The organism is Sorangium sp. So ce117, from assembly GCF_051524395.1.
Taxonomy (GTDB): domain Bacteria; phylum Myxococcota_A; class Polyangia; order Polyangiales; family Polyangiaceae; genus Sorangium; species Sorangium cellulosum_B.
The window spans coordinates 2,786,053-2,811,588 of record NZ_CP150309.1 but is presented as its reverse complement, the minus strand read 5'-3'; the positions used below and the strand labels follow the sequence as shown (position 1 = coordinate 2,811,588).

Annotated in this window: 14 protein-coding genes; 10 read left to right on the top strand and 4 right to left on the bottom strand. The window is 73.6% G+C overall.

The window, feature by feature from the left end; all coding sequences use genetic code 11:
• Positions 1-284 precede the first annotated feature (284 nt).
• The 7 genes from WMF46_RS10640 to WMF46_RS10610 all read left to right on the top strand — a co-directional run bounded on the left by WMF46_RS10640 (position 285) and on the right by WMF46_RS10610 (position 16,357).
• Positions 285-1,286, top strand: coding sequence for an alpha/beta hydrolase (locus WMF46_RS10640; RefSeq protein WP_437985505.1), 1,002 nt, complete (start codon positions 285-287; stop codon positions 1,284-1,286).
• 125 nt (positions 1,287-1,411) lie between these two features.
• Complete coding sequence (locus WMF46_RS10635; protein WP_437985504.1) at positions 1,412-1,708, top strand: DUF2288 domain-containing protein; 297 nt, start codon at positions 1,412-1,414, stop codon at positions 1,706-1,708.
• Positions 1,709-1,744: 36 nt separating this feature from the next.
• The gene (locus WMF46_RS10630; protein ID WP_437985503.1) at positions 1,745-2,647 is read left to right on the top strand and encodes a WGR domain-containing protein; all 903 of its coding nucleotides are present in this window, start codon (positions 1,745-1,747) and stop codon (positions 2,645-2,647) included.
• Between the two features lie 237 nt (positions 2,648-2,884).
• Positions 2,885-5,749, top strand: a complete 2,865-nt coding sequence (locus tag WMF46_RS10625; RefSeq protein WP_437985502.1) for a hypothetical protein — start codon at positions 2,885-2,887, stop codon at positions 5,747-5,749.
• A complete protein-coding gene (locus tag WMF46_RS10620) occupies positions 5,746-12,591 on the top strand; it encodes a HEAT repeat domain-containing protein (RefSeq protein WP_437985501.1) in 6,846 nt (2,281 codons plus the stop codon). Before WMF46_RS10625 ends, WMF46_RS10620 begins: the two co-directional genes overlap by 4 nt.
• Entirely contained in the window at positions 12,588-14,477 is a 1,890-nt protein-coding gene (locus WMF46_RS10615; RefSeq protein ID WP_437716797.1) for an SWIM zinc finger family protein, read from the top strand. The genes WMF46_RS10620 and WMF46_RS10615 overlap by 4 nt, the downstream gene beginning before the upstream one ends.
• 386 nt (positions 14,478-14,863) lie before the next feature.
• Complete coding sequence (locus WMF46_RS10610; RefSeq protein WP_437985500.1) at positions 14,864-16,357, top strand: reverse transcriptase family protein; 1,494 nt, start codon at positions 14,864-14,866, stop codon at positions 16,355-16,357.
• 6 nt (positions 16,358-16,363) lie between these two features.
• On the opposite strand, the gene WMF46_RS10605 is transcribed toward WMF46_RS10610, so the two are convergent.
• Positions 16,364-17,254, bottom strand: a complete 891-nt coding sequence (locus WMF46_RS10605; protein ID WP_437985499.1) for a helix-turn-helix transcriptional regulator — start codon at positions 17,252-17,254, stop codon at positions 16,364-16,366.
• Positions 17,255-17,344: 90 nt separating this feature from the next.
• Here WMF46_RS10605 and WMF46_RS10600 point away from each other — a divergent pair, with 90 nt between their 5' ends.
• Both WMF46_RS10600 and WMF46_RS10595 read left to right on the top strand, forming a co-directional pair.
• Positions 17,345-18,103: an MBL fold metallo-hydrolase gene (locus tag WMF46_RS10600; protein WP_437985498.1), complete on the top strand. Its 759-nt coding sequence runs from the start codon at positions 17,345-17,347 to the stop codon at positions 18,101-18,103.
• Positions 18,104-18,329: 226 nt separating this feature from the next.
• Entirely contained in the window at positions 18,330-19,067 is a 738-nt protein-coding gene (locus WMF46_RS10595) for a hypothetical protein (RefSeq protein WP_437985497.1), read from the top strand.
• Positions 19,068-19,080: 13 nt separating this feature from the next.
• Here the strand turns inward: WMF46_RS10595 and WMF46_RS10590 are convergent, their stop codons facing one another.
• Both WMF46_RS10590 and WMF46_RS10585 read right to left on the bottom strand, forming a co-directional pair.
• On the bottom strand, positions 19,081-20,268 hold the full coding sequence (locus WMF46_RS10590) for a PAS domain-containing protein (protein ID WP_437985496.1): 1,188 nt from the start codon (positions 20,266-20,268) through the stop codon (positions 19,081-19,083).
• A 334-nt stretch (positions 20,269-20,602) separates the two neighbouring features.
• Positions 20,603-22,096, bottom strand: coding sequence for a hypothetical protein (locus WMF46_RS10585; protein WP_437985495.1), 1,494 nt, complete (start codon positions 22,094-22,096; stop codon positions 20,603-20,605).
• 459 nt (positions 22,097-22,555) lie between these two features.
• Between WMF46_RS10585 and WMF46_RS10580 the strand changes: the two genes are divergently transcribed.
• Positions 22,556-22,879 carry an H-type lectin domain-containing protein gene (locus WMF46_RS10580; RefSeq protein WP_437985494.1) on the top strand — a complete coding sequence of 108 codons (324 nt, stop codon included), beginning with the start codon at positions 22,556-22,558 and terminating at the stop codon, positions 22,877-22,879.
• A gap of 246 nt (positions 22,880-23,125) precedes the next feature.
• Here WMF46_RS10580 and WMF46_RS10575 read toward each other — a convergent pair whose 3' ends face one another.
• Positions 23,126-25,366: a WD40 repeat domain-containing protein gene (locus tag WMF46_RS10575; protein ID WP_437985493.1), complete on the bottom strand. Its 2,241-nt coding sequence runs from the start codon at positions 25,364-25,366 to the stop codon at positions 23,126-23,128.
• Positions 25,367-25,536 lie beyond the last annotated feature (170 nt).

The following is a 25,536-nucleotide window of genomic DNA, read 5'->3' as shown; positions in this document are numbered from 1 at the left end:
TTGCGGCATCACGCAAAGACTCGTGCGGCGTCCACTCCTCACGACGGGCCGCGAGGGCCCGGCGAGCCCACGGTCAACGCGCTGGAGACCAAACATCGCTCCGAAATGGCGGCGAACGGCGGCGCGGGCGGAGATCGTGCGCTATCCTGTTGACGTAGACGCTTTCTGGTCCAATGTTTGCGAACATGGCGTGGCGGCGCTGGAGCTGAGAGACCACGGGATATCGCACCGCGATAGACGTTGCCTCACCTCCAATCACCTGCCGTAACCATGAGGGTCAATTCATGAACTTGTATTATCGCGCACTCAGCACGGTACTCTTCTCGGCGACGCTCGCGGCCGCCGCGCTCTCTACGGGCGATGCCGAGGCGTCGTCGTCGAGACAGCCCACCAAGGTCGAGCGCCTGGTGTTCCCGGTGACCCTCTCCGACGGCAACACGTACGACGTCGTCGGATACCTCTACTATCAGGGTCAGACCAAGTACCGCCCCCTTCAGGTGCTCGTTCACGGCCTGACCTACACGCACGAGTACTGGGATCTCCCGTCGTTCGGCGGACACGATTACTCCTATGCCCGGCACATGGCGAAGGAGGGATACGCCGTCCTGGCGCTCGACATGCTCGGGGCCGGAGAGAGCAGCCGGCCCGACGGCGACTCCCTCGACCTGGCCAAGACCGCCGACAGCGTCCATCAGATCATCACCGAGATGCGGACGCCTGGCGGCGTCTACAAGACGCCTTTCACGCGCGTCGCGCTCGTCGGTCACTCGAACGGTGCCATCATCAACACGTTCACTCAGAGCACCTACAATGACGCCGACGTCCTCGTGAACACCGGCCTCGCCTTCACGCCGCACCCGATCCCGGTCCCCCCGGAGGCGATCTCCGCGCTGCTGCAGACGCCCTATATCGCGATCCCGCCGGACCTGCGCACCGCCATCTTCTACGACACCGCGAACGCGAACCCGGCGCTCATCGATTTTGACAACGCCACCATCGCCGACACGTTCACGCGCGGGCAGTTCCTGAACCTCCTCGCCGTCTCCGGGGACCCGACGCTCGCCGGCATCGACGAGGTGACGAGCCCGGTGTTCATCCAGTTCGGGGAGACCGACGCGCTGCAGCCGGCGTCGTACGCGGACTCCGACGCGGCGCTCTATGCCAGCGCCGAGAGCGTCACGACCGCGATTGTCCCCGACACGGGCCATATCCTGAACGGCCATCGCAAGGCGCGGGTCGGCTGGGAGCAGATCGACTGCTGGGTCCACCACAACATGGGCTGGTAGGGCCCGATCGGAGCCTCGGGCAGCGCCGCCTGCCCGGACCGCCGCGGCCGGCGGCCGCCGCCCTCCCCCGCCCGGGCGGCGGCGCGCAGGCTTGGCGGCCGCTGTCCGGGGCCTATGCTGCCCCCATGCGCGAACAGCTCGCCAAGACGCTCGGGGAGGTCTTCTGGACCGATCTCCGCACCCATACAGCGCGCGACGCGGTCATCGTCGTCGCCGCCGATCTCGACCTCCTGGACGTCGGTGAGGCCATGGCCGCGAACGACACGGCCGCGGTGGAGGCGTGGATCGCGGCCGGCAAGCTGACCAAGCCGACGGCCGCCGATCTCGCGCGCTGGCCGCAGCAGCACGATCTGCGCTTCCTGTCGCTCGTGGTCGCGCCGTTCGTGCTGATCCGCCGGCCCCCCTCGCCGCTGCCCTCTTGAGGCGCGCCGCCGGCGCGACGTGATATCGTCGCCCGCATGCGCCGGTTCGAGTTCGTGCAGGGGACGAGCGCCAAGTTCTGGATGGCCGACGTGGACGACACGACCTTCATCGTCGTCTACGGGCGGCTGGGGACCGCCGGGCAACGCAAGGAGAAGGCGTTCCCCACGGCGGAGGCCGCGCAGCGCGAGTGCGACAAGAAGATCGCGGAGAAGCTCAGGGAGGGCTACCAGGAAGTGGCCGCCGCCGGGGGCGGCGCGCCCGCCGCCGGCGCCCCCGCAGCCACCCCCGGAGCGGCCGCGCCCCCGCAGCCGCCGAAGCTCGATCTGCCGCCGCGCGTCCAGCCCGGCGAGGCCACCGAGGCGCGGCGCAAGGCCGCCGTCCACGCGCTCGCCGCGGTCTCGGCCGCGCGCGGCCGGCGGAGCTGGGTGCTCGGGCGCGCCGTCCGACGCGCCCGCCGGGCGCTCGAGCCGCTCGGCGGGCTCGATCCCGCGACCGACGGGGCGCTGTCCGCCGCCCTGGACGCGCTCCTCGACCGCGTCGTCGCGCCGAGCGCGCGCGATCGCCTGCCGCTCGTGCGCGCGATCGAGCTGCTCTCGGAGCTCGACGCCGCGGCGTTCGCGCGCGCGGTGCGCGACACCTGGAAGGCCCCGCCGGCGACCTCTCCTGCCGCCGGAGCGCTCGCCCTTTTGAAGCGGCAGCTCGAGGAGCTCGACGATCCCGAGCTCGGCCTCCGGCTCGGCGCCCTGCTCGTCGATCGGCCACACAACGGCTCGATGAGCGCCGAGGCCGGGTGGGCGCGGCGCTGGAAGGCGCTCTCGCCGCACCTCGAGGCGCACCTCGCCCACCGCGGGCGCTCGCTGAAGGACCTCCTCGCGAGCATCGACGCGGGCGGCGACCCGCACGTCGCCGAGCGGGTCGCGCGGATGCGCGCGGCGTGAGCTGCTCGGCCTGAGCTGGGCTGAGTGAATTTCGCGGCCTGAGCTGCGCGTCCGGCGCGCGCCTCGAGGCGACGCTCCGGGCGCCGCGCGGCACCCCGGCATCGGCGAACACGCCCCACCCACAGGCGCACACCGGGGGGAAGCGACGACGCTTCCGTCATCGTCCGATCGACTCTGGCTTGACCTGCACCGCGGGGCTCGCGATTCTCCCAGGCCATCCCGCCGCGGGAGGGCGCCTTGACGAGCTCACCGAATCCGATCGACATCGCAAACGTCAAGCAGCTCGCCACGAGCGGCTCGCCCGCCCTGGCCGAGGTCGTCGAGACGTACCTCGGGCAGCCGGATCCCAAACCGGAGACGCCGCCGCGCGAGGGCGCGCTCACCTTCACGGCGTTCCTGCAGCTGCTCTCGCGCGCGCAGGGCATGCGCTCCCCCGAGCAGCGGCGAGAGCAGTCGACCGACGCGTGGAAGCGCTTCCTCGCCCAGGTCGACGCCGCGCCGCCGCCGCGGCTCGAGCTCGCGGACCTGCTCGTGCGCATCTACGACGAGGGCACGGACGCAGGGCGCAGCGCGCTGCGCGACATCGCCACGAGCGCGCCGCTGGTCTTCGGCGCGTGGGGCGGGCTCAAGCGAATCTACAAGCTGGCCGAGGCGCGGCTCGACGCGGAGCTCTTCGGCGCGCTCGCCTTCCGCTTCGACGTCGAGCTCTCCCGCAGCCGGCGGCGCGAGGTCTCCAAGGGGACGTTGATCTACATGCGCCGCCGCGCGTGGCGCTTCCTGCGCGAGCTCGGCCGGAGCACGCCGGAGCTCTACCCGCAGTTCGCGGTCGAGGTGCTCCGCCACTACGCGCCGGGCACGAGCTTCAGCGACCTCTGGGTCGCGAACCACATCTGGGCGCACGGCACGGGCAAGTACGACGGGCGCTCGTTCCACGGCAACGTCCCGCCGAACGACATGGTGAAGCACCGCGCCTTCGACGAGGCGTGGAAGCGATCGCCCGATCCGCTGATGCTCCTGCTCTCGGCCTGCCAGGCCGATCCCCCGGCCAAGTTCGCGATCCAGGGGCTCAAGAAGGACTTCGCCGACACCCTGAGGAGCGTCACGCCCGCATGGCTTTCGCGCCTCGCGTACCGGCCGCTCGCGAGCGCGCACGAGTTCCTGATCGAGACGCTGCTCGGCTCGCCGGAGCTCCACCAGAGCAAGCTGCGGGGCCTCGGGCTGCACGACGCGGCGCTCGCGCTGCTCGGCTCCCCGAGCCCGAAGGCGCGCACGTTCGCGATCGAGTACGCCCGCGCGCACGCGACGGACCTCGACCCGGAGCGCCTCGCCGCGCTGCTCGACTCCGAGCACAAGGACACGCGCGCCTTCGCGGCGTCGGCGCTCCAGGGCAAGAGCCCGCGCGCGCTCGGCCACGCGTTCCTGGGGCGGCTGCTCACGCACAGCGAGACCGAGGCGTGGGCCAGCAAGGCCCTGAGCGAGAGCTTCGACCGCGCCGAGCTGCCCGAGGGCTTCCTCATCGACATGCTCTACGGCGAGTCCGAGCAGAAGAAGTGGGCCGCCGCGTACTTCAAGGCCAAGTACCGGCCCGGCGAGCCGGGGGCGGGCTTCTGGGTGCGCGTGCTCGACGACCCGCGCCACGAGGACGACTACCAGGCGACGAAGTCCGCGCTCGACGCGCTCGGGAAGTACCCGATCGCGGCGATCGGGACGCCGTGGCTGCTCGGCGCGCTCACGCGCAAGCGCCTCGGGTCCACGGTCGCGACCTGGCTCCAGAAGGCCGACGCCCTGCCCGACCTGACGGCCGAGGGCGTCGAGCGCCTGAAGGGGCTCGTCTTCAGCGCCGAGACGCGCGCGGTCGCGCTGGAGGTGCTGGGCAACCCGAAGATCGTGTCGCCGCGGCAGCTCACGCTGCCCTGGCTGCTCGCGCTCGCGCGGCGCGCCGATCCGACGCTGAACGGCTTCGCGCGCCGCTACCTCCTCTCGCACATGAAGCCGCAGGACTTCGACGCGGGGCAGGACGCGAGCGGCCGCGGCGACCGCGAGGCGGGCACGGCGAGGCTGTTCGCGCTCGCGCTCGGCGAGAAGGAGCCCGAGCCGATGCGGGCGTTCGCGCAGACGTACCTGCGCTGCCACCACCCCGTCCTCGGGCCCGAGCAGAGCGAGGCCAAGGAGCTCGAGCTGAAGCCGGCGCTCAAGCGAGGCGCGTTCACCGCGGAGCGCATCTGGCCCGCGCTCTCCGACAAGCGGGACGACGTCCGGCGCTTCGCCGCGCTCATCACGCGCGCCGAGCTCCGGGCGTGGGGCTACCAGACCCGCGTTTACGAGCTCGCGCACAGCGACGCGAAGGAGGTGCGCAACATCGCCTTCGACGCGCTCCGCAAGGTCGGCGATCCGTCGGCCGATCCGGCGATCGCGCTCACGCCGGAGGAGCTCGATCCGGCGCAGGTCTTCGCGCTCACGGAGAGCCTGAAGAAGAGCGCGCGCGAGCTCGGCCTCTCGCTCATCCTGAAGCACTACGCGCGGCTCGGCGGCCCGGAGCGCCTCGGCTGGCTGATGCAGAGCGCCGACCGCGAGGTGCGCCTCTTCGCCGTGCGGATGCTCTGGGAGAAGCACCGTCCGCGCCATCTGCCGCCGGGCTGGCGGCCGCGCGGGGCGCGGGGAGACGAGGCGCGCCCCGCGGCGGAGCTGCCCGAGGACGCCGGGCGGTTCGCGGACGTCGAGGCGCTCCGGCGCTTCCTGCGGTACGTGCTGGCCGGGATCCCCGCGGGGCGGTCGCCGGAGCCGGGCGACGACGCGGGCTCGCGCAGGCGCCTCTCGGCGAGCGAGGCCAAGCGGCACGTGATCGAGGTCGTGCGCGATCTCGCGGTCGAGGACGCGGCGTTCGCGGCGCTCGTCGCCCCCGTCATCGCCGAGTTCACCGGCTCGATCGCGAAGGGCGAGTGGCAGGCCTGCCTGGCGGCGCTCCTGCGGCTCAAGCACGCGCACCCGGGCCTCGAGATCGAAGGCCTCGGAGCGGCCGGCGATAGCCGGCCGCTCCCAAGCGTCGGACAAGCGGCCGGCGAAGGCCGGGCGCTCCCCGGCGTCGGACAGGAGACCGCATGAGCCACGCGATCGGCCATTACGAGAAGGTCCGCGCGCTCGCGATCGGCCCGCGGCTCCTCGCGGTCGGCGGCGTGCGCGCGCCGGTGCCGGGCGAGACGCGCGGGACGCGCGAGACGCAGACCACGCCATCCCCCGCCAGCGCGAGCCAGGTGACGCTGTTCGATCACGTGGCGAACAAGCCGGTGCGCTCGATCGACGTGCCCGCGCACGTGCTGGGCCTCGCCTTCGCGGGCGACCTGCTCGCGGCGGCGTGCTCCGACGGGGCGCTTCGCCTCGTCGCGGGCGGCGGGACCGACGTGCGGGCGATCGACGCGCACCCGGGCGGCGCCACGGCGATCGCCGCGGGCGTGTCGCAGAACGCCGGCGCGCGCCTCGCGACCGTGGGGGTCGACGGCGCGCTGCGGGTGTTCCGCGTCGGCGAGGCCGCCGGATCCCCTGCCCCGCAGCCCGGCGCCGCGGTCGAGATCGCGTCGTTCGCGCTCTCGGCCGCTCCGCTCCGCGCCGTCGCCTTCGATCCCGCCGGCGAGCTCTGCGCGGCGGCAGGCGACGACGGCGTCGTCCGCGTGGTCACGCTGGCGACGGGCGCCATCCGCGCCATGCCGGGCCACGACGGGCCGGTCACGGCGCTCGCGTTCACGCCGCGCGACGGGCGGCTGGCGTCGGGCGGCGACGACGGCACCGTGCGCCTCTGGTACCTCGTCGGCGACGTCGAGTGCGAGGTGCGCGGCGCGGACGGGAGCGGCCACGCGGGCGGCGTCCGCGCGCTCCTGTGCCTGCCCACCCCGCCGCCGCAGGAAGACGGCAAGGAGAGCGGCGACCGCCTGCTGTCCGCAGGCGCGGACGGCGCGATCCGCATCCACCGGCTCGAGGACAAGCGCAAGCCGCGCACGCTGGAGACGAGCGCGCTGGCGCTCCACGCGCTGGCGCTCGCGCCGGCCGCCGCGCGCAAAGGCGCGCGCGGGCAGGCGAGCCGCGGCGGCGCGGACGCGAAGGACGGGCTCGGCGCCGTCTTCGCCGCAGGGGACCGGCGCACGGTATGGCGCTTCCCGATCGACGCCGCAGGCGCGCCCGCGGACGGCACCGCCGAGCTCGCGCACGGCTTCGATGTGCTCGCCCAGGCGCTCTCGGGCGCCCGACCGGCGCGCGAGAGCGCCGTCAAGACGCTCGCCTCGCTCGACGAGCCCGAGGCGCTCGAGGCCGCGCTTCCCGTGCTCCGATCGGACCGCGACGCCGAGGTCCGCGCGCTCGCCGCCCGGGAGCTCGGCGCGAAGGGGCGCCGCGGCGCGCGCGTGAAGCTGCGCGAGGCGCTCGACGACGAGAGCCCGAACGTCCGCATGGCCGCGCTCGAGGCGCTCCGCGCGATCGAGCGCGACACGCCGCTCGCCCCGCTCCGGGCGGCGCTCGAGGCCCGCGCCGCGGACGTGCAGCGCCGGGCGCTCCTCGAGCTCGGGAAGCTCTACGGCAGCTCGCCGCTCATCCCGGGGCTCATCGCCGAGAAGCTCGCCGGCCGCGACGCGTCGGTGCGGCTCACGGCGCTCGACCAGCTCCAGCAGATCTACCCGGACGGCCCGCAGCCGCTCCGCGCCGCCTTCGAGCGCGGCCCGGCCGACCTCCGGGTCGAGGCGCTCATCCGGGCGGCGCTCGCCGGCTGGCTCTCGGCGCCGGAGTTCGCGCCGATCGCGGCGCGCGCGCTCGACGACGAGGACGCCGAGGTGCGCCGCATCGCGTTCGCGGCGAAGGTGATCGAGCGGCGCGCGCTCGCCCACGCGCTCGAGGCGCGCGACGAGGATCTCGGCCGCGCGGCGATCGACATCGCGCGGCGCGCGGCCGAGGTCCTGCGGCGCGCCGGCGCGGGCGGCGCGGAGAAGCCCGCGGCGAACGCGAAGGAGGGGGCGAAGGACGCCGCGAAGGCGGCCGACGAGGCGGCCATCAAGGCGGCGCGCGCCCGGATCCCCGGCGTGGGCAGCCCGGGGGCCGAGCTCGCCGAGGCCGACCTCGAGCCGCTGCTCACCGCGATGGCGTGCCGCACGCCGGACACGGCGGTGCGTGGGGCGCGCGGCCTCGCGCAGCTCGGCGACACGCGCGCCCTCGGCGCGCTGCTGCAGCTCACGCGCGAGCAGGACCCGTCGCTGCGACGGCAGGCGGCGACCGCGCTCGCCGAGCTCCGGGACACCCGCGCCGAGAAGCGCCTCATCTGGATGCTCGACGACGCGGACGGTGCGGTGCGCGCCGCGGCGCACGACGCCTACGCGCGGCTCCAGCCGTCGGCCCCGCTCACCGTGGCCGAGGCGTCGCTCCGGTCGTCGCAGGAGGACATCCGCGTCCGCGGGCTCGACCGGCTCGTGGCGCTCGCCGGCGAGGGCAAGGGACCGAGGCCGCCCGAGGCCGAGGCGCTGCTCGCCGACGCGATCGAGGACGAGTCGCCCAAGGTCCGCCGCGAGGCGTTCCGGACGCTCTGGTCGTGGCACGCCTCGGATCCGCAGACGGCGCTCGACCGCGCCCAGCTCGCGCGCTTCCCCGACCTGCGCCTGCGCGCCGTCGAGGAGCTCAAGGCGCACGGCGAGCAGCCGTGGGCCGCGGAGCGGCTGCACGCGGCCATCGGCGACCGCGACGCGAGCGTGGCCCAGGCCGCGTACGACGCCGTCGTCAAGCTGCGCGGCAAGGAGGCCGCGGAGCCGCACCTCGCCGCCATGGCGTCGATCCACCCCTCGGTCCGGGAGAGCGGCGCGCGCGGGGCCGCGCTCCTGCCGGCGGGCGACGACGCGCGCAACGCCCTGCTCCGGCTGCTCGCCACGCGCGTGCCGGTGGGCGAGGCCGCGCGCAGCGCCCTGAGCAAGCTGCTCGAGGACGAGCACGCGGGGCCGCGCATCGCCGCGATCGAGGCGCTCGACAAGCTCCTGCCGAGCGAGGCGGGGCCGCTCCACATCGGCCTCCAGTCGAGCCACCTCGACCTCCGGGTGCGGGCGGCCGAGCTCTGCGCCGTCCGGCGCGACGAGCAGCTGATCAACCCGATGCGGGCGCTCCTCGCCGATCAGTCCCTCTTCAAGCAGCTGCCGATCCAGGTCCTCGGCCCGCTGCGCGCCCGCGCCGCGACCGCGCTGGCGACGCTGGGATCGCCGCGCCTCGTCAAGTACTTCGCCACCGAGCTGCTCAAGGACGAGTACCCCGACGTGCGCGAGCAGGCCGCGCGCGGGCTCGCGATGGCCGCCCGCCGCGGCGAGGAGGGCTACCTGCTCGACGCCATGGGCCACGCCGACGTCGCGGTGCGGTCGTGGGCCGCCGACGGGCTCGCGCGGCTCGGCGACGTGCGGGCGCTGCCGGTGCTCACGGGCACGCTGCGCCACGAGCACCCGCCCATCCGCGTCGCGACGATCATGTCGTTCGCGGCGCTCGGGCCCGAGGGCTACGGCGGCATGCTGCAGGGCCTCGAGGACAGCTCGCGCGAGGTGCAGGAGATCGTCTTCGCGATCGTGCTCGCGCGCGACCTCAGGGCCTTCCGCCGCGGCGACCCGCCGGACCTCCTGACGAGCGCGCTCTCGTCGCAGCGCTCCGACGTGCGCTTCGCCGCGGCGCGCGCGCTGGAGCTCCGCACCGATCCGGAGCTGTACCTCGCCCACCTCATCGAGGCGCTGATGCCCCCGCGCCCCGACACGGCGGAGCAGGGCCGCGCGGCCGACGGCGAGAAGCCCGCCGGCACGAAGGACTGGCCGCCCGAGGTCGCGCGCGGGCGCATCCTCGTCGGCCTCGCCGAGGCGCTCGCCAGCGACGACCCGCAGCAGCGCTACGCGGCCGCGCAGGTGCTCCGCATCCGGCGCAAGCCGGTCGAGTACTTCCGCGAGGCGAAGCGCGTGGCCGCGCTGCGCCCCGCGGGCGCCCACGTCGTGGCGGACACGACCCCGCGCGCCGCGGAGGAGAGCGACACCAAGCCCGCGAAGGGGTGGCTCCGCCGCCTCTTCGCGCAGCCCGAGCCGAGCGGGCAGAGCGGCCAGAAGCAGAGCGACAAGCCGGCCGGCGACGCGGTCCCGGAGGGCGAGCAGCGGCGGCTGCGCTGGCTCGCGTTCGGCGCGTACATGGGCCTCCTCCGGCAGGTCTCGACGGGCGACGACGAGGCGCACCGCACGCGCCGCGACGCCATCGATCGCATCGTCGACGTCTGCGCCAAGGGGCACGTCAGCAGCACGGCCGCCGTCCCGCCGCTCGTCCGGGCGCTCGACGACCCGCACCACCTCGTGCGCAAGGCGGCGTTCGCGGGGCTCAAGGCGCTCTTCCCGGCGGGGGCGGGCGAGCCGCTCGCGCTCGGGCTCGCCTCGGCGTCGGCCGACGTGGCGCGGACCGCGCTCGACGAGATCGCCGCGCGGGGCGGCGACGCCCGCCCGGAGATCGTGCGCGCGCTCAGCTCCGCGCTGCCCGACGTGCGCCGCTACGCCTTCGAGCTCCTGGAGCGGCTCTCTCCGAAGGGCAGCCTCGACCCGCTCCTCGCGGCGCTCGGCAGCGAGCACGCCGATCTGCGCCTCGGCGTTCTCGAGCGCCTCGCGTCGTCGAGCGATCCGCGCATCGTGCCCGCCCTGTGCCGCGCGATGGAGAGCGATCACGACGACCTGCGCCTGCGCGCCGCGGAGCTCCTCGCCCGCAGCCGCGACGATCGCGCGGTCGACGTGCTCTCGGCGTTCCTGCGCGAGGGCGCGGCCGCGCCTTCGGCGCGCGCCCGCAAGGCGCTCGTCGCGCTCGCGAGCGACGCGGCGGTGCGGGCGCTCGCGGCGCGCATGGATGAGGCCGCCACGCCGGCGGACCGCGCCGCGCTGGCGAGCGCGCTCGGGAGCACGCGGAACCCCGCGGCCACCGACCCGCTCGCGGCGCGCTTCGACGACGAGGTGGCCGAGGTCCGGAGCGCCGCGCTCAAGGCGTGCCTCGAGATCGTCGACAAGGGGCGCGAGCGCGAGAAGCGCGAGACGGCGCTCGCGCTCGCCTTCCTCGCCGCCGCCGCGCGCGCGAAGGACCCGGCGCTCCGCCTCGCCGCGGCGCGCGAGCTCGATCTCGGCGACGATCCCGCGCAGAACGACCTCCTGGTCGCGCTCTTCGCGGATCGCGATCTCCCCACGCGCGTCGCGGCCGTGACCTCGTACGCGAAGCGCGTCAAGGACAAGGGCGCGCCCTCCGGGCCGCTCGAGGCCGTGCTGCGCGCGGGCGCGCGCGAGCTCGTGCTGCCCGCCGCGGAGGGGGTGGCCGAGCGGGGCCTCGCGTCAGCGCTCCGGCCGCTCCTCCTCGTCGTGCGCGCGGGCGAGCCCGGGGAGCGGGAGCGCGCGCTGCTCGCGCTCGGCACGCTCGGCGACGCCCGCGCGCTGGAAGAGCTCGAGGCGGTGGCCGCCGGCGGCACCAAGGAAGCGCCCATCGAGCCGAGCATGCAGGCCGCCGCCACCGAGGCGCTCGGCCGCATGGCCCCGAAGCTGGGGAGCGCCGAGCTCCGCAAGCGGGCCTCGGAGCGCGTCGAGCAGGCGCTCCACGCGGACTCCATCGATCTCCGCGAGTCGGCGGCGAAGGGCGTGCGCTGGATCGGCGGCGAGCGCGCCCGCGTGCTGCTCGAGGAGCTCGTGCGCGCCGGCGACACGCCCGACAGGCTCCGCGTCGTCGCGGTGAACGAGCTCGGCCTGCTCGGCGACGGCGCGGCCGAGCCCGCGCTCGCCCGCGCGCTCGACTCGCGGAGCAGCGAGGTCCGCAAGAACGCGCGCAAGGCGCTGGAGAAGCTCTTCCCTGGCGAGCGGACGCGCGTCGAGCTCCTCGCGGTCGGGAGCGAGCACGACGACATCGCGGGCCCGGCGGCGAGCTACCTCGCCGCGGAGGCCGACCCGGCCGAGCTCTTGCCCCGGCTCGCCGCGCTCAAGGACGAGGACCTGCGGCAGCGCCTCGCCATGGGCCTGCTCCGCCGCGGCGGGCTGCCGGTGGCCGCGCTCCTGCGCATGCTCGAGGACGAGCGCGCCCCGGCGCGGCAGGAGGCCGCGCGGCTCATCGCCGCCGGCACCGTGGCCGGAGATCGCGGGGCGCTCGCGGGCGCGCTCGCCGCCGCGGCGCAGCGCACCGCGGAGCGCTGGTCGGCCGCGCACGGCGACGAGCGCAGCGCCGAGGCCGCGGCGTGGCGCGAGCTGCTCTGGGCCGCGGGGCGCGCCGGCGCGACCGCGATGGCGCCCGCGCTGCGCGCGCTCCTCTCGAACGACAGCGCCCCCGGCGAGGTCCGCCGCGAGGCCGTACGCGCCCTCGGCGCGCTCGAGTCGGCCGCGAGGTCCGCAGGGGCCGCGCCGCCCGCGGGCGCCGTGGAGGCGCTCACGGCGGCCCTCAAGGACATGGACGCCGGCGTCCGGGCCTCGGCGTCGGCCGCGCTCGCCGCGCTCGCGTCGGACGGCTCGGCCGCGATCGCCGTGGCGGTGAGGCCGTTCGACCCGGTCGCCTTCGGGCCGACCGCGCGCGTCGCCTCGCCCGAAGCGCTCGCGGCGCTCGCCGCGACCGAGCCGGGCCGGCGCCTCGCGCTGCCGTCGATCCTCGCGCGCCATGACGTCGCCGCGCTCGCCCCGCTGATCTCGCTCGCGCAGGGCAGCGGCGGCGACGCCTCCGCGCGCCTCGACGCTATCGCGGCGCTCGGCCGCGCCGGCGGCGAGCGCGCGCTCGAGGCGCTCGCCGCGCTCGCCTTCGACAAGGAGAAGGCCAAAGAGAAGGCCGACGTCGCCGTCCGCAAGGCCGCGTACCGAGCGTACCGCCGCGCGAAGCGCAAGGCGGCGGATCCCCGCGCGGCGCGGCTCGTGACCGCGCCCTCCCCCGCATCGCCCGAGACCCCCGAAGGAGTCAACGCATGACGGCCGCACTCGCCCGCCCGATCCTCCTCCGGTACGCCGCCCCGAGCGAGCTCGCCGCCGCCCCGCTCCACTCGAGCGTGCGCCTCTCCCTCGACGGCGCCCGCGGCCCGGTCGGCGTGCGCGGCACCGTCCGCGACGCGGCGCTCTTCCGCGACGCGATGGCCGCGCTGGCGACCATCCTGGAGAGCGATCTCCGGTACAAGGGCCGGGATCGGACCGCGTACCTCGCCTACCTGATGAAGCAGGGCAAGAAGGCGACGGCGGCCATCTGGGAGGCGCAGAAGGCGTTCCTGGAGGGCGCCTTCCCCGACGACGCGGCGACCCAGGGCGACGGCTCCGCCGCGAAGCCGAGGGCCTCCGGCGCGCTCGATCCCGTGCTCACGGTGCACCCGGACGAGGTCTCGATCGAGGTCTTCTCGCGCGACGAGAGCGCCTACGCCCGGCTCGCCTTCTCCAGCGACCTCTTCGAGGGCCGCGAGGCGGCCCACGGCACCGCCTTCGTCGATCTCTCGCCGCGCATCGTCGAGCAGATCGATCGCCTGCGCGCCTACGCCAAGGTGGAGCTCGACGCAGGCGTGGCGCGCGGCGACGCCGCGGCAGCCCGCGCGACGCCGATCGAGCGCTCGCTCGAGGTCCCGACGACCTGGCTCCGCGGCTTCCTGCAGGTGCAGTCGGCGGCGACGCTGCCCGCGGTCTCCTGCGAGCTCGCGCCGATCGATCTCTACAACGCGCTGTTCGTGCTCCGCACCCGCAAGGCGAAGAAGCCGCCCCGCGGCCTGCGCTTCGAGCTCGTCCCCGGCAAGCCGCCGCGCCTCATCCTGGAGCCCTGGGAGATCTTGATCGAGGGCCACGGCCCTCCGTACGAGGGCCCGGCGCGCGTGGTCCGGACCTTCGGCCGGCAGCGGCTGCTCGCGCTGTCGCGGCTCCTGCCGCACGTGCAGCGCGTGCGCGCCGAGCTCCGGGGCCCCGGGCTGCCGGTCTTCTGGGTGCTCGATCTGGGCCGCGCGACGCTGACGATCGCGCTCACGGGCTGGACCGACAGCAGCTGGGCCAGCGCCGCCTCGTTCGACGCCCTGATGCCTCGCGAGGGGAAAGGCGGCGACAAGGCGCGCGCGGCGCTCGACGCGCTCGCGGGCAGGCAGATCGCCCTCCTCCGCGAGCGCGGGCCGCTCCCGCTCGCGGCGCTCGCGGCCGGCGGCGGCGCCGAGGACGCCCGCGCGGCGCTCCAGCTCGAGTGCCTGCGCGGCCGGGTGCTCTACGACGTCGCGCGCCGCGTCTACCGCCCGCGCGAGCTGTTCGCCGATCCGGTGGACGAGCGCGACATCCGCTACAGCTCGCCCCGCGAGGCCGCGGCCCACCGCCTGCTCGGCGCGCCCGGCGCGGTGAGGCCGACCAAGGTGCACGAGATCGCCGGCGAGGGAACCGAGATCCACGGAGAGGTCGCGGACCGGGAGGCGCACCGCGACTTCGCGCCACGGTTCACGATGGATCTCGAGGGCCGCGTCTCCGACGCGTGGTGCAGCTGCCCCACGTTCCGCCGGAGCGGCCTCCGCGAAGGTCCGTGCGAGCACATGATCGCGCTCCGCGTCGCCTACGCCCGCGAGCGCGCCGAGCGGGACGCCCTGCGCCAGACGGCCGAGGGGCGGTCGCTCATCCGCGCCGAGACCCGCACGTACGTGCGCCGCGAGGCCTCGGGCGCGGAGGTCGTCTACCGTGTCTCCCTGGACGACCGCGTAGTACACCTGTCGTGGGGGGCGCGCGCCGAAGCGCCTCGACACCAGCGCATTTGGTTTGACACGGACGGCGAAGCGCGCGACGCGTATTTCAAGAGACTGGATGCATTGACGTCCTCCGGGTTCGTGGACGCCGACGCGTCGTCAGCATGAGAGAGGAAAGGAGGTCAAGAAAAAGAGATTGTTCGTGTTGCCAGGAGAGGTTCTGAACGCACCAGCCTCCACGCCTCGAGCGTAGGAGCGGCGTCGCGCCGCTCTGGAGGAACCGCCAGTCACTCTCCGCAAGGTAGCCTGTTCTTGGTTCTCTTCGGCTAGACGAGCCCTACGGCGTCGGGAGAGCTGAGACAACCTCGCAAACGCCGTTTCTCCCGACGCCGTAGGGCTCGTCTAGCCGGAGAACCGGTGAGGCTACCGTGCACCAAGCGATGAAGGTGATGCGCTTGGAGCCTCTCTTGGCGACATGAGACAGCGATCGACGGTCCGGCGTCCCGAGGACAGATCGCTTCCATCGTGACTCACCACCACGCTCCCACCGAGACATGACCGCGAAGATCGACGCGACCGTTCAAGCCCGAGCCCCCGTCGTTCTCCCCATCACGACGCCGCCTGCCCCCGGCGGCGCGGCGGCCCGCGGCGCAGGCGCAGAAGCGCGCCGGCTCGCCCATGAGGAGCGCGTCGCCCGCTGGAAGGCGATCGACGAGGCGGGCGGGATCGACGCGTGGGTGAGCGCGGAGCTCACGTCGAAGGGCGCCCTCGCGACCGGCGATCCCAAGGCGATGTCCGACCGGGAGCGCGCGCAGTGGAAGGAGCGCAAGAAGGTCGAGGCCAGGGAGCGCCGCTCGCTGCGCCGCCTGGCCTGGGAGGCCTACGTCGCCACGCACGTCAACCACCTCGGCGCGGGCGTGCACTGGAGCGACCGTGGCGGGCCGGACAGGCTCGATGTGCCCGGGCTGAGCGAGCGCGCGCGGGCGCACGGCTTCCCCGACCTGCCGGGCGCGGCCGAGCTCGCGGGCGCGCTGGGGCTGTCGATCCCGCGGCTCCGCTGGCTCGCGTACCACCGCGAGGTCGACACGGGCACCCATTACCGGCGGTGGCACATCCCGAAGCGCGACGGCAGCGCGCGCACCATCTCGTCGCCGAAGCGGGATCTGAAGCGCGCGCAGCGCTGGGCGCTCCGCAACCTGTTCGAGAAGCTGCCGGTCCACGCCGCGGCGCACGGCTTCCTCGCGAGCCGATCCATCGTCACGAACGCCGCCGCGCATGCCGGCGCCGACACGATCGTCAAGGTGGACATCAAGGACTTCTTCCCGACGATCACGTGGCGCCGGGTGCGCGGCCTGCTCCGCAAGGCGGGCGTGGCCGAGGGTCCCGCGACGCTCGTTGCGCTCCTCTCGACGGAGTCGCCGCGGGACGTCGTGCAGTTCCGAGGGCAGACGCTCTACGTGGCGACGGGCCCGCGCGTGCTCCCGCAGGGCGCGCCCACCTCCCCGGCGATCACGAACGCGATCTGCCTGCGGCTCGATCGGCGCGCGTCCGGCCTCGCGCGCAAGCTGGGGCTTCGTTACACGCGGTATGCTGACGATCTCACGTTCTCGTTCCGCGCGCCCGAGGCGCCGGGCGTCGCCGGCGCCGCGCGGCCGCGCGCGCCGGTGGGCGCGCTGCTCCGCGGGCTCCGGGAGATCCTGAGCTCGGAGGGCTTCCGGCTGCATCCGAGCAAGACCGTGGTGATGCGCAAGGGCAGCCGGCAGAAGGTGACAGGCCTCGTCGTCAACCAGGCGAGCGAGGGGGCGCCGGAGGCGCGGGTCCCGCGCGAGCGGGTGCGCGCGCTGCGCGCGGCGATCCGCAACCGGGAGCTCGGGAGGCCGGGCAAGGGCGAGACGCTCGCGCAGCTCAAGGGGCTCGCGGCGTTCGTGTACATGACGGATCCGGCCAAGGGGCGCGCGTTCCTCGGGCGCATCGAGGCGCTGGAGCGCAGTCAGCCGGCGCCTGCCGGCGAGGCGGGCCCCCACGACACGCGCCCCGTGCCGACGTAGGGCGGGCTACTCCGCGGCCGACGAGCCCCGGGCCAGCGACGCGGCGTCGGCCGTGCGCCCGCCGCCCTCGCACGTGCCGTGAAGCGCCGCGCGCCGGTAGGCCGCGGGCGTCGTGGCAAAGTGGCCCCGGAACAGGCGCGTGAAGTGGCTCGTGTCGCGGAAGCCCCAGCGCGCGGCGACCTCGGACACGGCCTCGATCGGGCGGATCGAGAGCTCGCTCGCCGCCCTTTCGAGCCGGCGCCGCCGGATGTGCGCGGCCAGCGAGCAGCCCAGCTGCTCTGCCATCACGCCGTCGAGGTAACGGCGGCTCACCCCCTGCGCCCGCGCGATATCCGCCGGCTGGAGCGTCGGATCGCCGAGACGAATCTCGATGTCGGCCAGCGCCCGCTCGACCCTCGCCTGCGGAAGCTCGGGCGCGCGGCCGCACATCCCGATCGCCTCGAGCACCACGCCGACGGCCGCCACGCAGTCGCGCTCCGACAGCGAGGAGCTCTCGCACAGGATCTGGCGCAAGAGCCCCGCCACGACCCGCTCACCCGCGTGCTCTTCGCCGCGCGTGACGGCCGTCCGCAGGTCGACCCCGGGGTGCCGCTGCTGCACCGCCGAGAGCGGCATCCGCAGCAGCAGCCGCCGGCCCCGGCGCATCGTCAGCTCGAAGGGGGTGTCCGACTGAAACCACGCGAACGTCCCTTCGCGCAGGATTGCCCGGCGCCCCCCTTGCGCGATCACCCCCTCCCCCTCGGCCACGGCGATGATCTTGAGCAGCCCCGCGGCCTGTCTGGGCTCGCAGCGGACCTCGAACGGCTCGGCGCCGAGCCAGAGCAGCTCGCCAGGGCCGGCCTGCACCGCGCGCTCGAGCATCGACTCCGGGGGTGTCGCCACGTGGGTCAGTTCCATCGTGGACCATCCGCCGCGTCGAATCGGGCCAGGCGAGAGCCGCCCCGACACGCCACCTTGGGGCCAGGCGTTCGGCCCCGGAGGAACATCATGTCTGCCGCCCAGATCATTCGCGTGCCCATTCTACCCTTTCGCATGCTCAACGCCCACCTGCTCGTCGGCGCCACGGGTTGCGTGCTTGTCGATGCCGGCGTGACGGACGCGACGCCCAGGGTGGGCGAGGCGCTGGCGCGCGCGGGCCGTGGCTGGTCCGACCTGAAGGCGATCGTGGTCACTCACGCCCACGTCGACCACGCCGGGAGCGCCGCCGAGCTGCGCGAGCGCTCCGGGGCGCTCGTCGTCGCCCACGAGGCCGAGGTCGAGCACCTCAACGGGCGTGCTCCGATGACGTTCTGTCCGACGGGTTGGTTCGGCCGCTTGTTCGTCCGGACCCCTCTCGTTCACGAGCGCTACGCGCCTGTCGCGCCCGACATCGTGCTGTCCGGCAACGAGACGCTCGATCTGGCTCCCTACGGGGTCGCGGGTCGCGTGCGCCACACCCCCGGGCACACCCAGGGCTCACTCTCCGTCGTCCTCGAGTCGCGCGAGGCGCTGGTCGGAGATCTGGTCGCCTCGGGGCTGATGCTGGGCGGGCTCGCGCGGCTCGGCCACGCCATCCGTCCCCCGTTCGAGCTGGACCCGCGCGCCGTCGGCGTCGAGCTCACGCGGCTGGTCGACGAGGGGATACAGACGTTCCACCTGGGCCACGGAGGGCCGCTCGGCGCCGACGAGGTGCGGCGGCACGCCCGCGTGTTGGCCGGATCCCTCGCCGGCGTGCCCCACCTGCAGCGGATGCCCCAGCTGCGGTGAGCGCCCCCCATGCCGGATTCTGCTTCGGGTCCTCGACTCAAGCTCGGGCCCTGCCTCGACGCTGCGCGAAGGAAGGAGCGTGAGGCCGCCGACGTATACGCTCCATGGCCCGATCCCAACAAGGGAGTGGCGAATCGACCGATGCGTGAAGCCCTTATGCTGTAATGCTGCTCTCTCCGCGACACTCCTGGACATCGCAAGTGTGGAATGGATAGGATGGTCGGCTATGCGAAAGCCATCTGCTCGTCTCCTTGCGCTTCCGGCCGTCCTGCTCTTCGGCGCCCTGCTCTCGGGTTGCCCCAACCCGAACTCCTACGGAACCCCGCGGACCGTGGCGCCCGGCAAGGTCGCGCATTCGGTGTCACTCGAAAGCTTCGGCTACATCGGCGAGATCACCGAGGACGAGGTGAATCCTGAGACCGGCCAGGCGGAGGCGAGGACGAGGACGACCAGCGGGTTCATGCCGACGCTGCCCTCGTATCAGCTCCGGACCGGCTTGACGGACATCCTCGACGTCGGCGCCCACGTCCATAACCTCAGCTCGTTCGGCGTCGATCTCAAGGTGAACCCCGTCCGCGGCGTCTTTGATCTCGCCGTCGATCCGGGGGTTCAGTACTTCTACCTCGCGTCCGACGAGGCGTCGGTCCACATCGTCTACCTTCACGCGCCGGTGATGCTCGGCGTGAACCCGACGGACTGGTTCTCGATCGTGCTGACCCCTGGCGTCACCTACGGCCTCGCCTCGGGCAATATCGTGGACGACGGCGAGGCCGCTTCGAGCGCGGATGGCCTCCTCCTCCGAGGCAGCCTCGGGTTCCAGTTCCGGACCTCCGACAACTTCGCGATCCACCCGGAGCTCACGATGATGAAGAGCCTCGAGGGCCGGGGGCTCGTTTACAACTTCGGCATCGGGTTCAACTTCGGCGCGCTGCCGAGCTACAAGGACCTTCAAGAGCCGATGTGACGCGCCCGCCGGACTAGCGGGCTGGGCCGGCCGTCGAGAAGAGGCGGATCGCGTCCTTCGGGGTGCGCATCGTGACCATGCTCGACAGATCGATGCCCAGCGAGGTCATCGTGTGCGCGACCGCTGGCTGGATCCCCGTGATCGCCGCGCGCGCGCCGAGCAGGCCTATCGCGCGGACGATGCCCACCAGCCGATCGGCGGTGCGGGTGTCGATCGTCTCGAGCGCCGAGAGGTCGAGCACGACGCTGCGCACCTGCCGCGTCGCGATGATGTTGAGAAGGCGCTCGGTGAGCGTGGCCGTCCGCTCTTCATCCATGGCGCCGATGAGCGGCACGCCGACGACGCCATCGGCGACCTCCAGGATGGGCGCGGAGAGCGCCAGGATCTGCCGGTGCTGCGCCTGGATGACGGCGAGCCTCCGGTCGAGCTCCGCCGCGAGCGCCGACTTCTCGTCCGCCTCGCGCCGGGCCGCCGCGGCCATGGCCTCGAGCTCGCGCGCCGAGCTCTGGAGCGCGTCCTGCGCCCTCTGGCGCTCGGTGACATCCACGCAGAAGCAGGCGACCTGCACCTCACCGCTCCTGCGGAGGATGGGCTTCTTGACCGTCTCGTACCAGTGCACGTCGCCGTTCGGCCGCGTCTCCTTCTCCTCGATGACCACGGGTTGTCCCGTGTCGATGACCTGCCGGTCGACGCTGGTGAAGCCTGAGGCCTCATCCGCGCTCGTGGTGAGCTCGTGCTGGGACGCGTGGACGACCTGCGCCGGCGTCATCCCGTAGCAGCTCGCGAGGGCGCTGTTCGCCATGACGTAGCGGCTGCGCCGGTCCTTGATGAACATGAGGTTGGGCGCGAGATCGATGAAGTTGCGCAGGAGCTCCAGCTCCTCGGCGAGCGCCTCCTCGCGGCGGCGCTGCGCGGCGTCGTCGGCCGCATGAGCGTGGACGAAGACGAGCGGCTCTCCCTCGGATCTCGAGCACCGCAGGAGCGTCCAGCGCTGCGGGCTCGCCCCGTTGCTCGCCGTGGCGTCGATCTCCGCCCGGCTCTGGACCCCGCCGAGCACCGCGCGAGCGGCCTCCTCCGCCTCGGGCACAAGCAGCGCCGCCTCTCCGAACGCGTTGCGCCAGGCCAGGTTGGCCTCCCGCAACCGGAGGTTCGCGTCGAGCACCGCGAGCGGTTCAGGAAATGCGTCCAAGTTTGCGTGCATCCATACCTCCCCCGCGGCCCGTGCGGCGCAGCAGACGCACCATGCCGCATCGTTGAAGATGCCTGTGCTTCAGCGCCTTGTCTACGGCGCGCGCCGGTGCCCGCGACGAAAGCCACCGTCCCTCACATCGGAGGTTCCGTGAGTGACGGACGGGCGAGCGGCGCTGGACGGGCTGGGCCTGGTTCGCGATGTAGAGCGACAGACCATGAAGGCGCAGGACTCTGCCCGTCCACGGCGTTCCCATCGACGGCTGTGGAGTAGGTCGTAAGCGTGAGCGTGCTCGCATCTGCGCGAGTCAGGAAAGCGACGCGCGCGCCGGGTTCGCGATGGCTGACTACGGCGCTGTCGGGTGCGGGGCCTGGCTCCCCTTCAGGGGCAGCCGCGCCGCGGGATCGCCGAGGAGCACATAACCCCGCAGATCGTTGCGCAGCATGAACGCGCTGCCGCGCTGCATGGGATCGACCGGGGAGGGCCGTTTCCACACGCGCGCGTCCTCCTCGGCGTGGTAGCCGGCGAGCAGCTCATCGTTGACCTCGCGGTAGGAGCGCATCAGCGCGTCGAGCGCCACGCCGGCGCGGCTGCCGCGGGCCATGGCCTGGATGCTGCCAAAGATCCGGGAGGCGCGGCTCTGGGTCATCCTGCTGGGATCGACGAAGCCAAAGGTCCAGGCCAGATCCAGGTGCGCTATCACCGAGAGCGGCCCCTCTGGATTCCGGAGCGCGGCCTGCGGCAGCGCGGCCAGGAACGGGCGCTCGCCGCCCTGAGGCAAGCTCGCCAGCACCCGCTGGACCTGGCCGCCGTAGGCGCCCTCGCGCGCGAGGAGCGAGAGCCAGGGATAGAACGCGCTCTCCTTCGGCGTCCCGGCCCCGAAGCAGGCCAGACAGAACCACAGGCCGCCTGGGAGAAAGGGCGCGTGTTGCAGCATCTCCGCCGTGAGCAGCGACGCGGTGCTGCCCTGTGCGCCCACGAGCAGCGCCCCCTGGAGCGCGCGCTGCTGATCGACGGAGGCCCACCCGCCGCGGGGCCGGCCGAGCCCGTGGCTCACGGACAGGAGCACGGAAGGCCTCGGCGTGCTCCCCGCGCGGAGGAGATCGTCTGCGCTGCCGGCGCCTGGGATCTCGACGACGTTCGCGGCCGGGAACGGTCGCCTACCTTGCCTCCGCGCCATCGCGACGCAAGGCGCGATGAGCAGGCTGCGGCCGAGCTGGGTAGCGGCGGTGCCGTCGTCCGCGACGAAGAACAGCGCGTCGGGCTGGTCGTGGCCAGAAGGCGCCTTGGCCCAGCGCACCACCTTGTCTGCATACGCGGCATAGCCGCTGGGATCCGGCTTGCCGTCGGCGCCCGCGATGTGGAGGCGGCCGACGAACGCGCCGTTCGCGAGGACGTGCTGGAGCTCGGGGGAGACGGCGTCGAGATCCCCGAGGAGGAGCAGATACCGGGGCCTCTCCTCCTCCGGAATCGACTCGTCGCGCAGCACATCGGTCTTCCAGCGGAGCGCTTCCGCCATGCCCATTCCGGGCTCGACGCGGTAGGGTGTCACCGGCGCGCCTTGCTCCGCCTCCCGGAGCCGGAGGAGCGGCGCGATCGCCTCGAGCGCCTCGTCGCCCAGCGCGCCTTCGGGCGCGATCACCGACCAGCGCTGGAGGGCGAGATCGTTGGGATCTGCGTCGGGCATCTCGCGCACGAGCGCGTCCACACGACGAGACGTCTTGTCCGGCCGCGGCGCAATGCCCGCCGTCACCTCGGGCAGGCCCGCCGCAAGGGTGGGGCGGAGCGCGGTGGCGTCCGCGAGCAGGAGCTCCAGGGTGCTGGGGAGGGCAGCGTTCATGGACGCGGCAGGGTGCCAGGGGCATTCGGGTGGGTCAATGCGCCGTGGCGGTGTGGTTCAACCTCTCTCTTCGCGCCACGCTCTATCCTGCGTCGCGCTCTGCTCGGTCGATGTCGCTGAGCAGGTAGGGAGTCCAGAGAGGGTTGGCCGATCCAGGGCCATCTCGCCCCACCATGCGGGTTGACATCGTCAGCCGCCATGCGCCCAGCGACACGCCGGACTCCCTGCGCAAGGAGATCGAGCAGCGCCTCGGCGCGAGCGCTCGATCGCGAGCATGGGCAGGCGCTCATCGCTTGCCGAGCATCCACCGCGGAGCACGACCTGGCGGCGCGCCGGGAGCGCTCACGAGGCGCTCCGGTGATCTCCCGAGTTTCCGTCGCGTGTCGTCCACCGGCTCGGGGAGGGGCCTCGTGCAAAGGCGATTGACCCGGCTCGGCGCCTCGACTCCGATGCGCCGCCATGACTACCGCCGTGACCCCTCTGCAGATGCTCGCCGGCACGAACCACTTTGGCAAGGCGCAGCCGCACTGGAACCTGCTCGGACCGCCCAGCGAGGGCATCGATCGGGAGTTCTCTGCACGCGTCGAGTTCGAGCGCGAGTTCAATAGCCCGCCGGTCGTGCACATCGGCATCGCCGGTCTGGACGTGGAAGGCAGCGACGCGGTGCGCGTGCGCGTGTGCGCGCGCCACATCGATCGCGCCGGCTTCACGGTGCTGCTCAGCACCTGGTTCGGCAGCCAGGTGCACGGCGTCGACGTCAACTGGATCGCGCTCGGCACCTGAGCCGATGCCCCTCCTCCGGACCGCACGATGTGGCTCGCTCTCCCAGGGGCTGTCACCGACGCGAGCGCGCTGTAGAAGATGACATCCCGCCGTCCGCGCGCTCCGTGCTAGAGCGCCGCCCGTCGTAGGCGTGCTTCCCGACGAGCCCGTCCCCGCGTCCTTCTACGACCGGCGAGCCCCGCAGGTGCCCGATTCGCTGCCGGGCGGCCGGCCGGTCGTTCGATGTCGAGCAGGCACCTTTGCGGCTCACGGCAGGTCAACGTCTGCGTAGAACGGGACCCGGCCGTAAGAGCGCTCGCAGGACTCGTAGCCCCGACGGGCGTCTTCGTCGCTCTCGTCGAGGTAGGTCCGGCGCATCTCAGGAGAGATGCAGTCGCTGGTGGCGGCGCGAAGGGCCTGCCGAAGCGCGTCGGCAGAGATGGCCCATACCCGCGCCGTCTTGTCCGACGTGGTGACCACGCGCTGGCCGTCGGCGCTGAATGCCGCCGAGAGAAGCGAGCCCTCATGGCCTCCGAGCACGATAGGCGTGCCGCTGCCGTCCGCGTTCCACACACGCGCCGTCCTGTCGTGCGAGGCCGTCACCACCCGCTGCCCGTCGGCGCTGAACGCCGCGAAGCTGACCCCTGCCTCGTGGCCCCGGAGCACCACCGGCGCCCCGCTGCCGTCCGCGTTCCACACACGCGCCGTCTTGTCGTGCGAGGCCGTCACCACCCGCTGCCCATCGGCGCTGAACGCCGCCGAGAGCAGCGAGCTCTCATGGCCGCGGAGCACGATGGGCGTGCCGCTGCCGTCCGCGTTCCACACACGCGCCGTCCTGTCGTGCGAGGCCGTCACCACCCGCTGCCCGTCGGCGCTGAGGGCCGCGGACCAGACCGGGGCCTCGTGCCCCCGGAGCACGACGGGCACGCCGCTGCCGTCCGCATTCCACACACGCGCCGTCCTGTCGTGCGAGATGGTGATCACCCGCTGCCCGTCGGCGCTGAACGCTGCGGATCTGACCCAGTCCTCGTGTCCCCGGAGCACGACGGGCGTGCCGCTGCCGTCTGCGTTCCACACACGCGCCGTCCTGTCGTTCGAGGCCGTGACCACCCGCTGCCCGTCGGCGCTGAACGCCGCGAAACCGACCCCTGCCTCGTGGCCTCGGAGCACGACGGGCGCGCCGCTGCCGTCCGCGTTCCACACACGCGCCGTCTTGTCGTGCGAGGCCGTGACCACCCGCCGCCCATCGGCGCTGAACGCCGCCGACCACACCGGGGCCTCGTGCCCCCGGAGCACGACAGGCATGCCGCTGCCGTCCGCGCTCCACACACGCACCGTCGTGTCGTTCGAGGCCGTGACCACGCGCCGCCCATCGACGCTGAACGCCGCCGACCAGACCGGGGCCTCATGCCCTCGGAGCACGACAGGCATGCTGCTGCCGTCCGCGCTCCACACACGCACCGTCGTGTCGTTCGAGGCCGTGACCACGCGCCGCCTGTCAGGGCTGAACGCCGCGGAGCTCACGTCGCCCTCGTGGCCACGGAGCACGATGGGCACGCCGCTGCCGTCCGCGTTCCACACCCGCGCCGTCCTGTCGAACCCGGTGGTGACTACCCGCTGCCCATCGGCGCTGAACGTCGCGTACCCAACGCCTGCCTCATGGCCGCGGAGCACGACAGGCGCGCCTCCGTCCTCCGCGTGGTCGTGGTCGCAACCGGTTTGCGCGTGCTCGGACTCATCCGCGTGAACAGGGCCGTTCCGGGCACTCCCGGCGTTCCACACCCGCGCCGTCGTGTCGTTCGAGGCCGTGACAACACGCTGCCCGTCAGCGCTGAACTCCGCGGAGCTCACCTCGCCTTCGTGGCCCCGGAGCACCACCGGCGCTCCACTGCCATTGCCATCCGCGTTCCACACCCGCGCCGTCTTGTCGTTCGAGGCCGTGACCACACGCTGCCCGTCAGCGCTGAACGCGGCGGAGATCACCGCAGCCGCGTGGCCCCGGAGCACCACGGCCGTGCCGCTGCCATCCGCGTTCCACACCCGCGCCGTCTTGTCGTGGGAGGCCGTGACCACACGCTGCCCATCCGCGCTGAACTCCGCGGAGCCCACCTCGCCTTCGTGGCCCCGGAGCACCACGGCCGTGCCGCTGCCATCCGCGTTCCACACCCGCGCCGTCCTGTCGTGGGAGGCCGTGACCACACGCTGCCCATCCGCGCTGAACGCCGCGAACACAACCGCGCCCTGATGGCCCCCGAGCACCACGGCCGTGCCGCTGCCATCCGCGCTCCACACCCGCGCCGTCCCGTCGTCCGAGGCCGTGACCACACGCTGCCCGTCGGCGCTGAACGCCGCGAACATCACGGCGCCCTCGTGGCCCCGGAGCACCACGGTCGTTCCGCTGCCTTCCGCGTTCCACACCCGCGCCGTCTTGTCGCTCGAGGCCGAGACGATGCGCTTCCCATCGGGGCTGAAGTCAGCACGCAGCACGTCGCCCCGATGGCCGCGCATCGTGAGCATCAAAGGAGCCGCGGCGAGCACATCACGTGTCAGCTCGGTCCAGCCACGTACGTTTTCCGCGTCTCTCACCTCGAGCAGCAGCTGCACCGCTGACTCTGGCCGATTTCGCGCCAGCAGCTCACGAGCGCCGGCCATCAGCGAGGATGCTCGCATCAGCGCCG

Excerpts from the sequence above, each read along its gene's own strand:
- WMF46_RS10640 (WP_437985505.1), top strand. The coding sequence starts at position 285 with ATGAACTTGTATTATCGCGCACTCAGCACGGTACTCTTCTCGGCGACG.
- WMF46_RS10635 (WP_437985504.1), top strand. The coding sequence starts at position 1,412 with ATGCGCGAACAGCTCGCCAAGACGCTCGGGGAGGTCTTCTGGACCGAT.
- WMF46_RS10630 (WP_437985503.1), top strand. The coding sequence starts at position 1,745 with ATGCGCCGGTTCGAGTTCGTGCAGGGGACGAGCGCCAAGTTCTGGATG.
- WMF46_RS10620 (WP_437985501.1), top strand. The coding sequence starts at position 5,746 with ATGAGCCACGCGATCGGCCATTACGAGAAGGTCCGCGCGCTCGCGATC.
- WMF46_RS10615 (WP_437716797.1), top strand. The coding sequence starts at position 12,588 with ATGACGGCCGCACTCGCCCGCCCGATCCTCCTCCGGTACGCCGCCCCG.
- WMF46_RS10610 (WP_437985500.1), top strand. The coding sequence starts at position 14,864 with ATGACCGCGAAGATCGACGCGACCGTTCAAGCCCGAGCCCCCGTCGTT.
- WMF46_RS10605 (WP_437985499.1), bottom strand. The coding sequence starts at position 17,254 with ATGGAACTGACCCACGTGGCGACACCCCCGGAGTCGATGCTCGAGCGC.
- WMF46_RS10600 (WP_437985498.1), top strand. The coding sequence starts at position 17,345 with ATGTCTGCCGCCCAGATCATTCGCGTGCCCATTCTACCCTTTCGCATG.
- WMF46_RS10595 (WP_437985497.1), top strand. The coding sequence starts at position 18,330 with ATGCGAAAGCCATCTGCTCGTCTCCTTGCGCTTCCGGCCGTCCTGCTC.
- WMF46_RS10590 (WP_437985496.1), bottom strand. The coding sequence starts at position 20,268 with ATGCACGCAAACTTGGACGCATTTCCTGAACCGCTCGCGGTGCTCGAC.
- WMF46_RS10585 (WP_437985495.1), bottom strand. The coding sequence starts at position 22,096 with ATGAACGCTGCCCTCCCCAGCACCCTGGAGCTCCTGCTCGCGGACGCC.
- WMF46_RS10580 (WP_437985494.1), top strand. The coding sequence starts at position 22,556 with ATGACTACCGCCGTGACCCCTCTGCAGATGCTCGCCGGCACGAACCAC.
- WMF46_RS10575 (WP_437985493.1), bottom strand. The coding sequence starts at position 25,366 with ATGCGCGGCCATCGGGGCGACGTGCTGCGTGCTGACTTCAGCCCCGAT.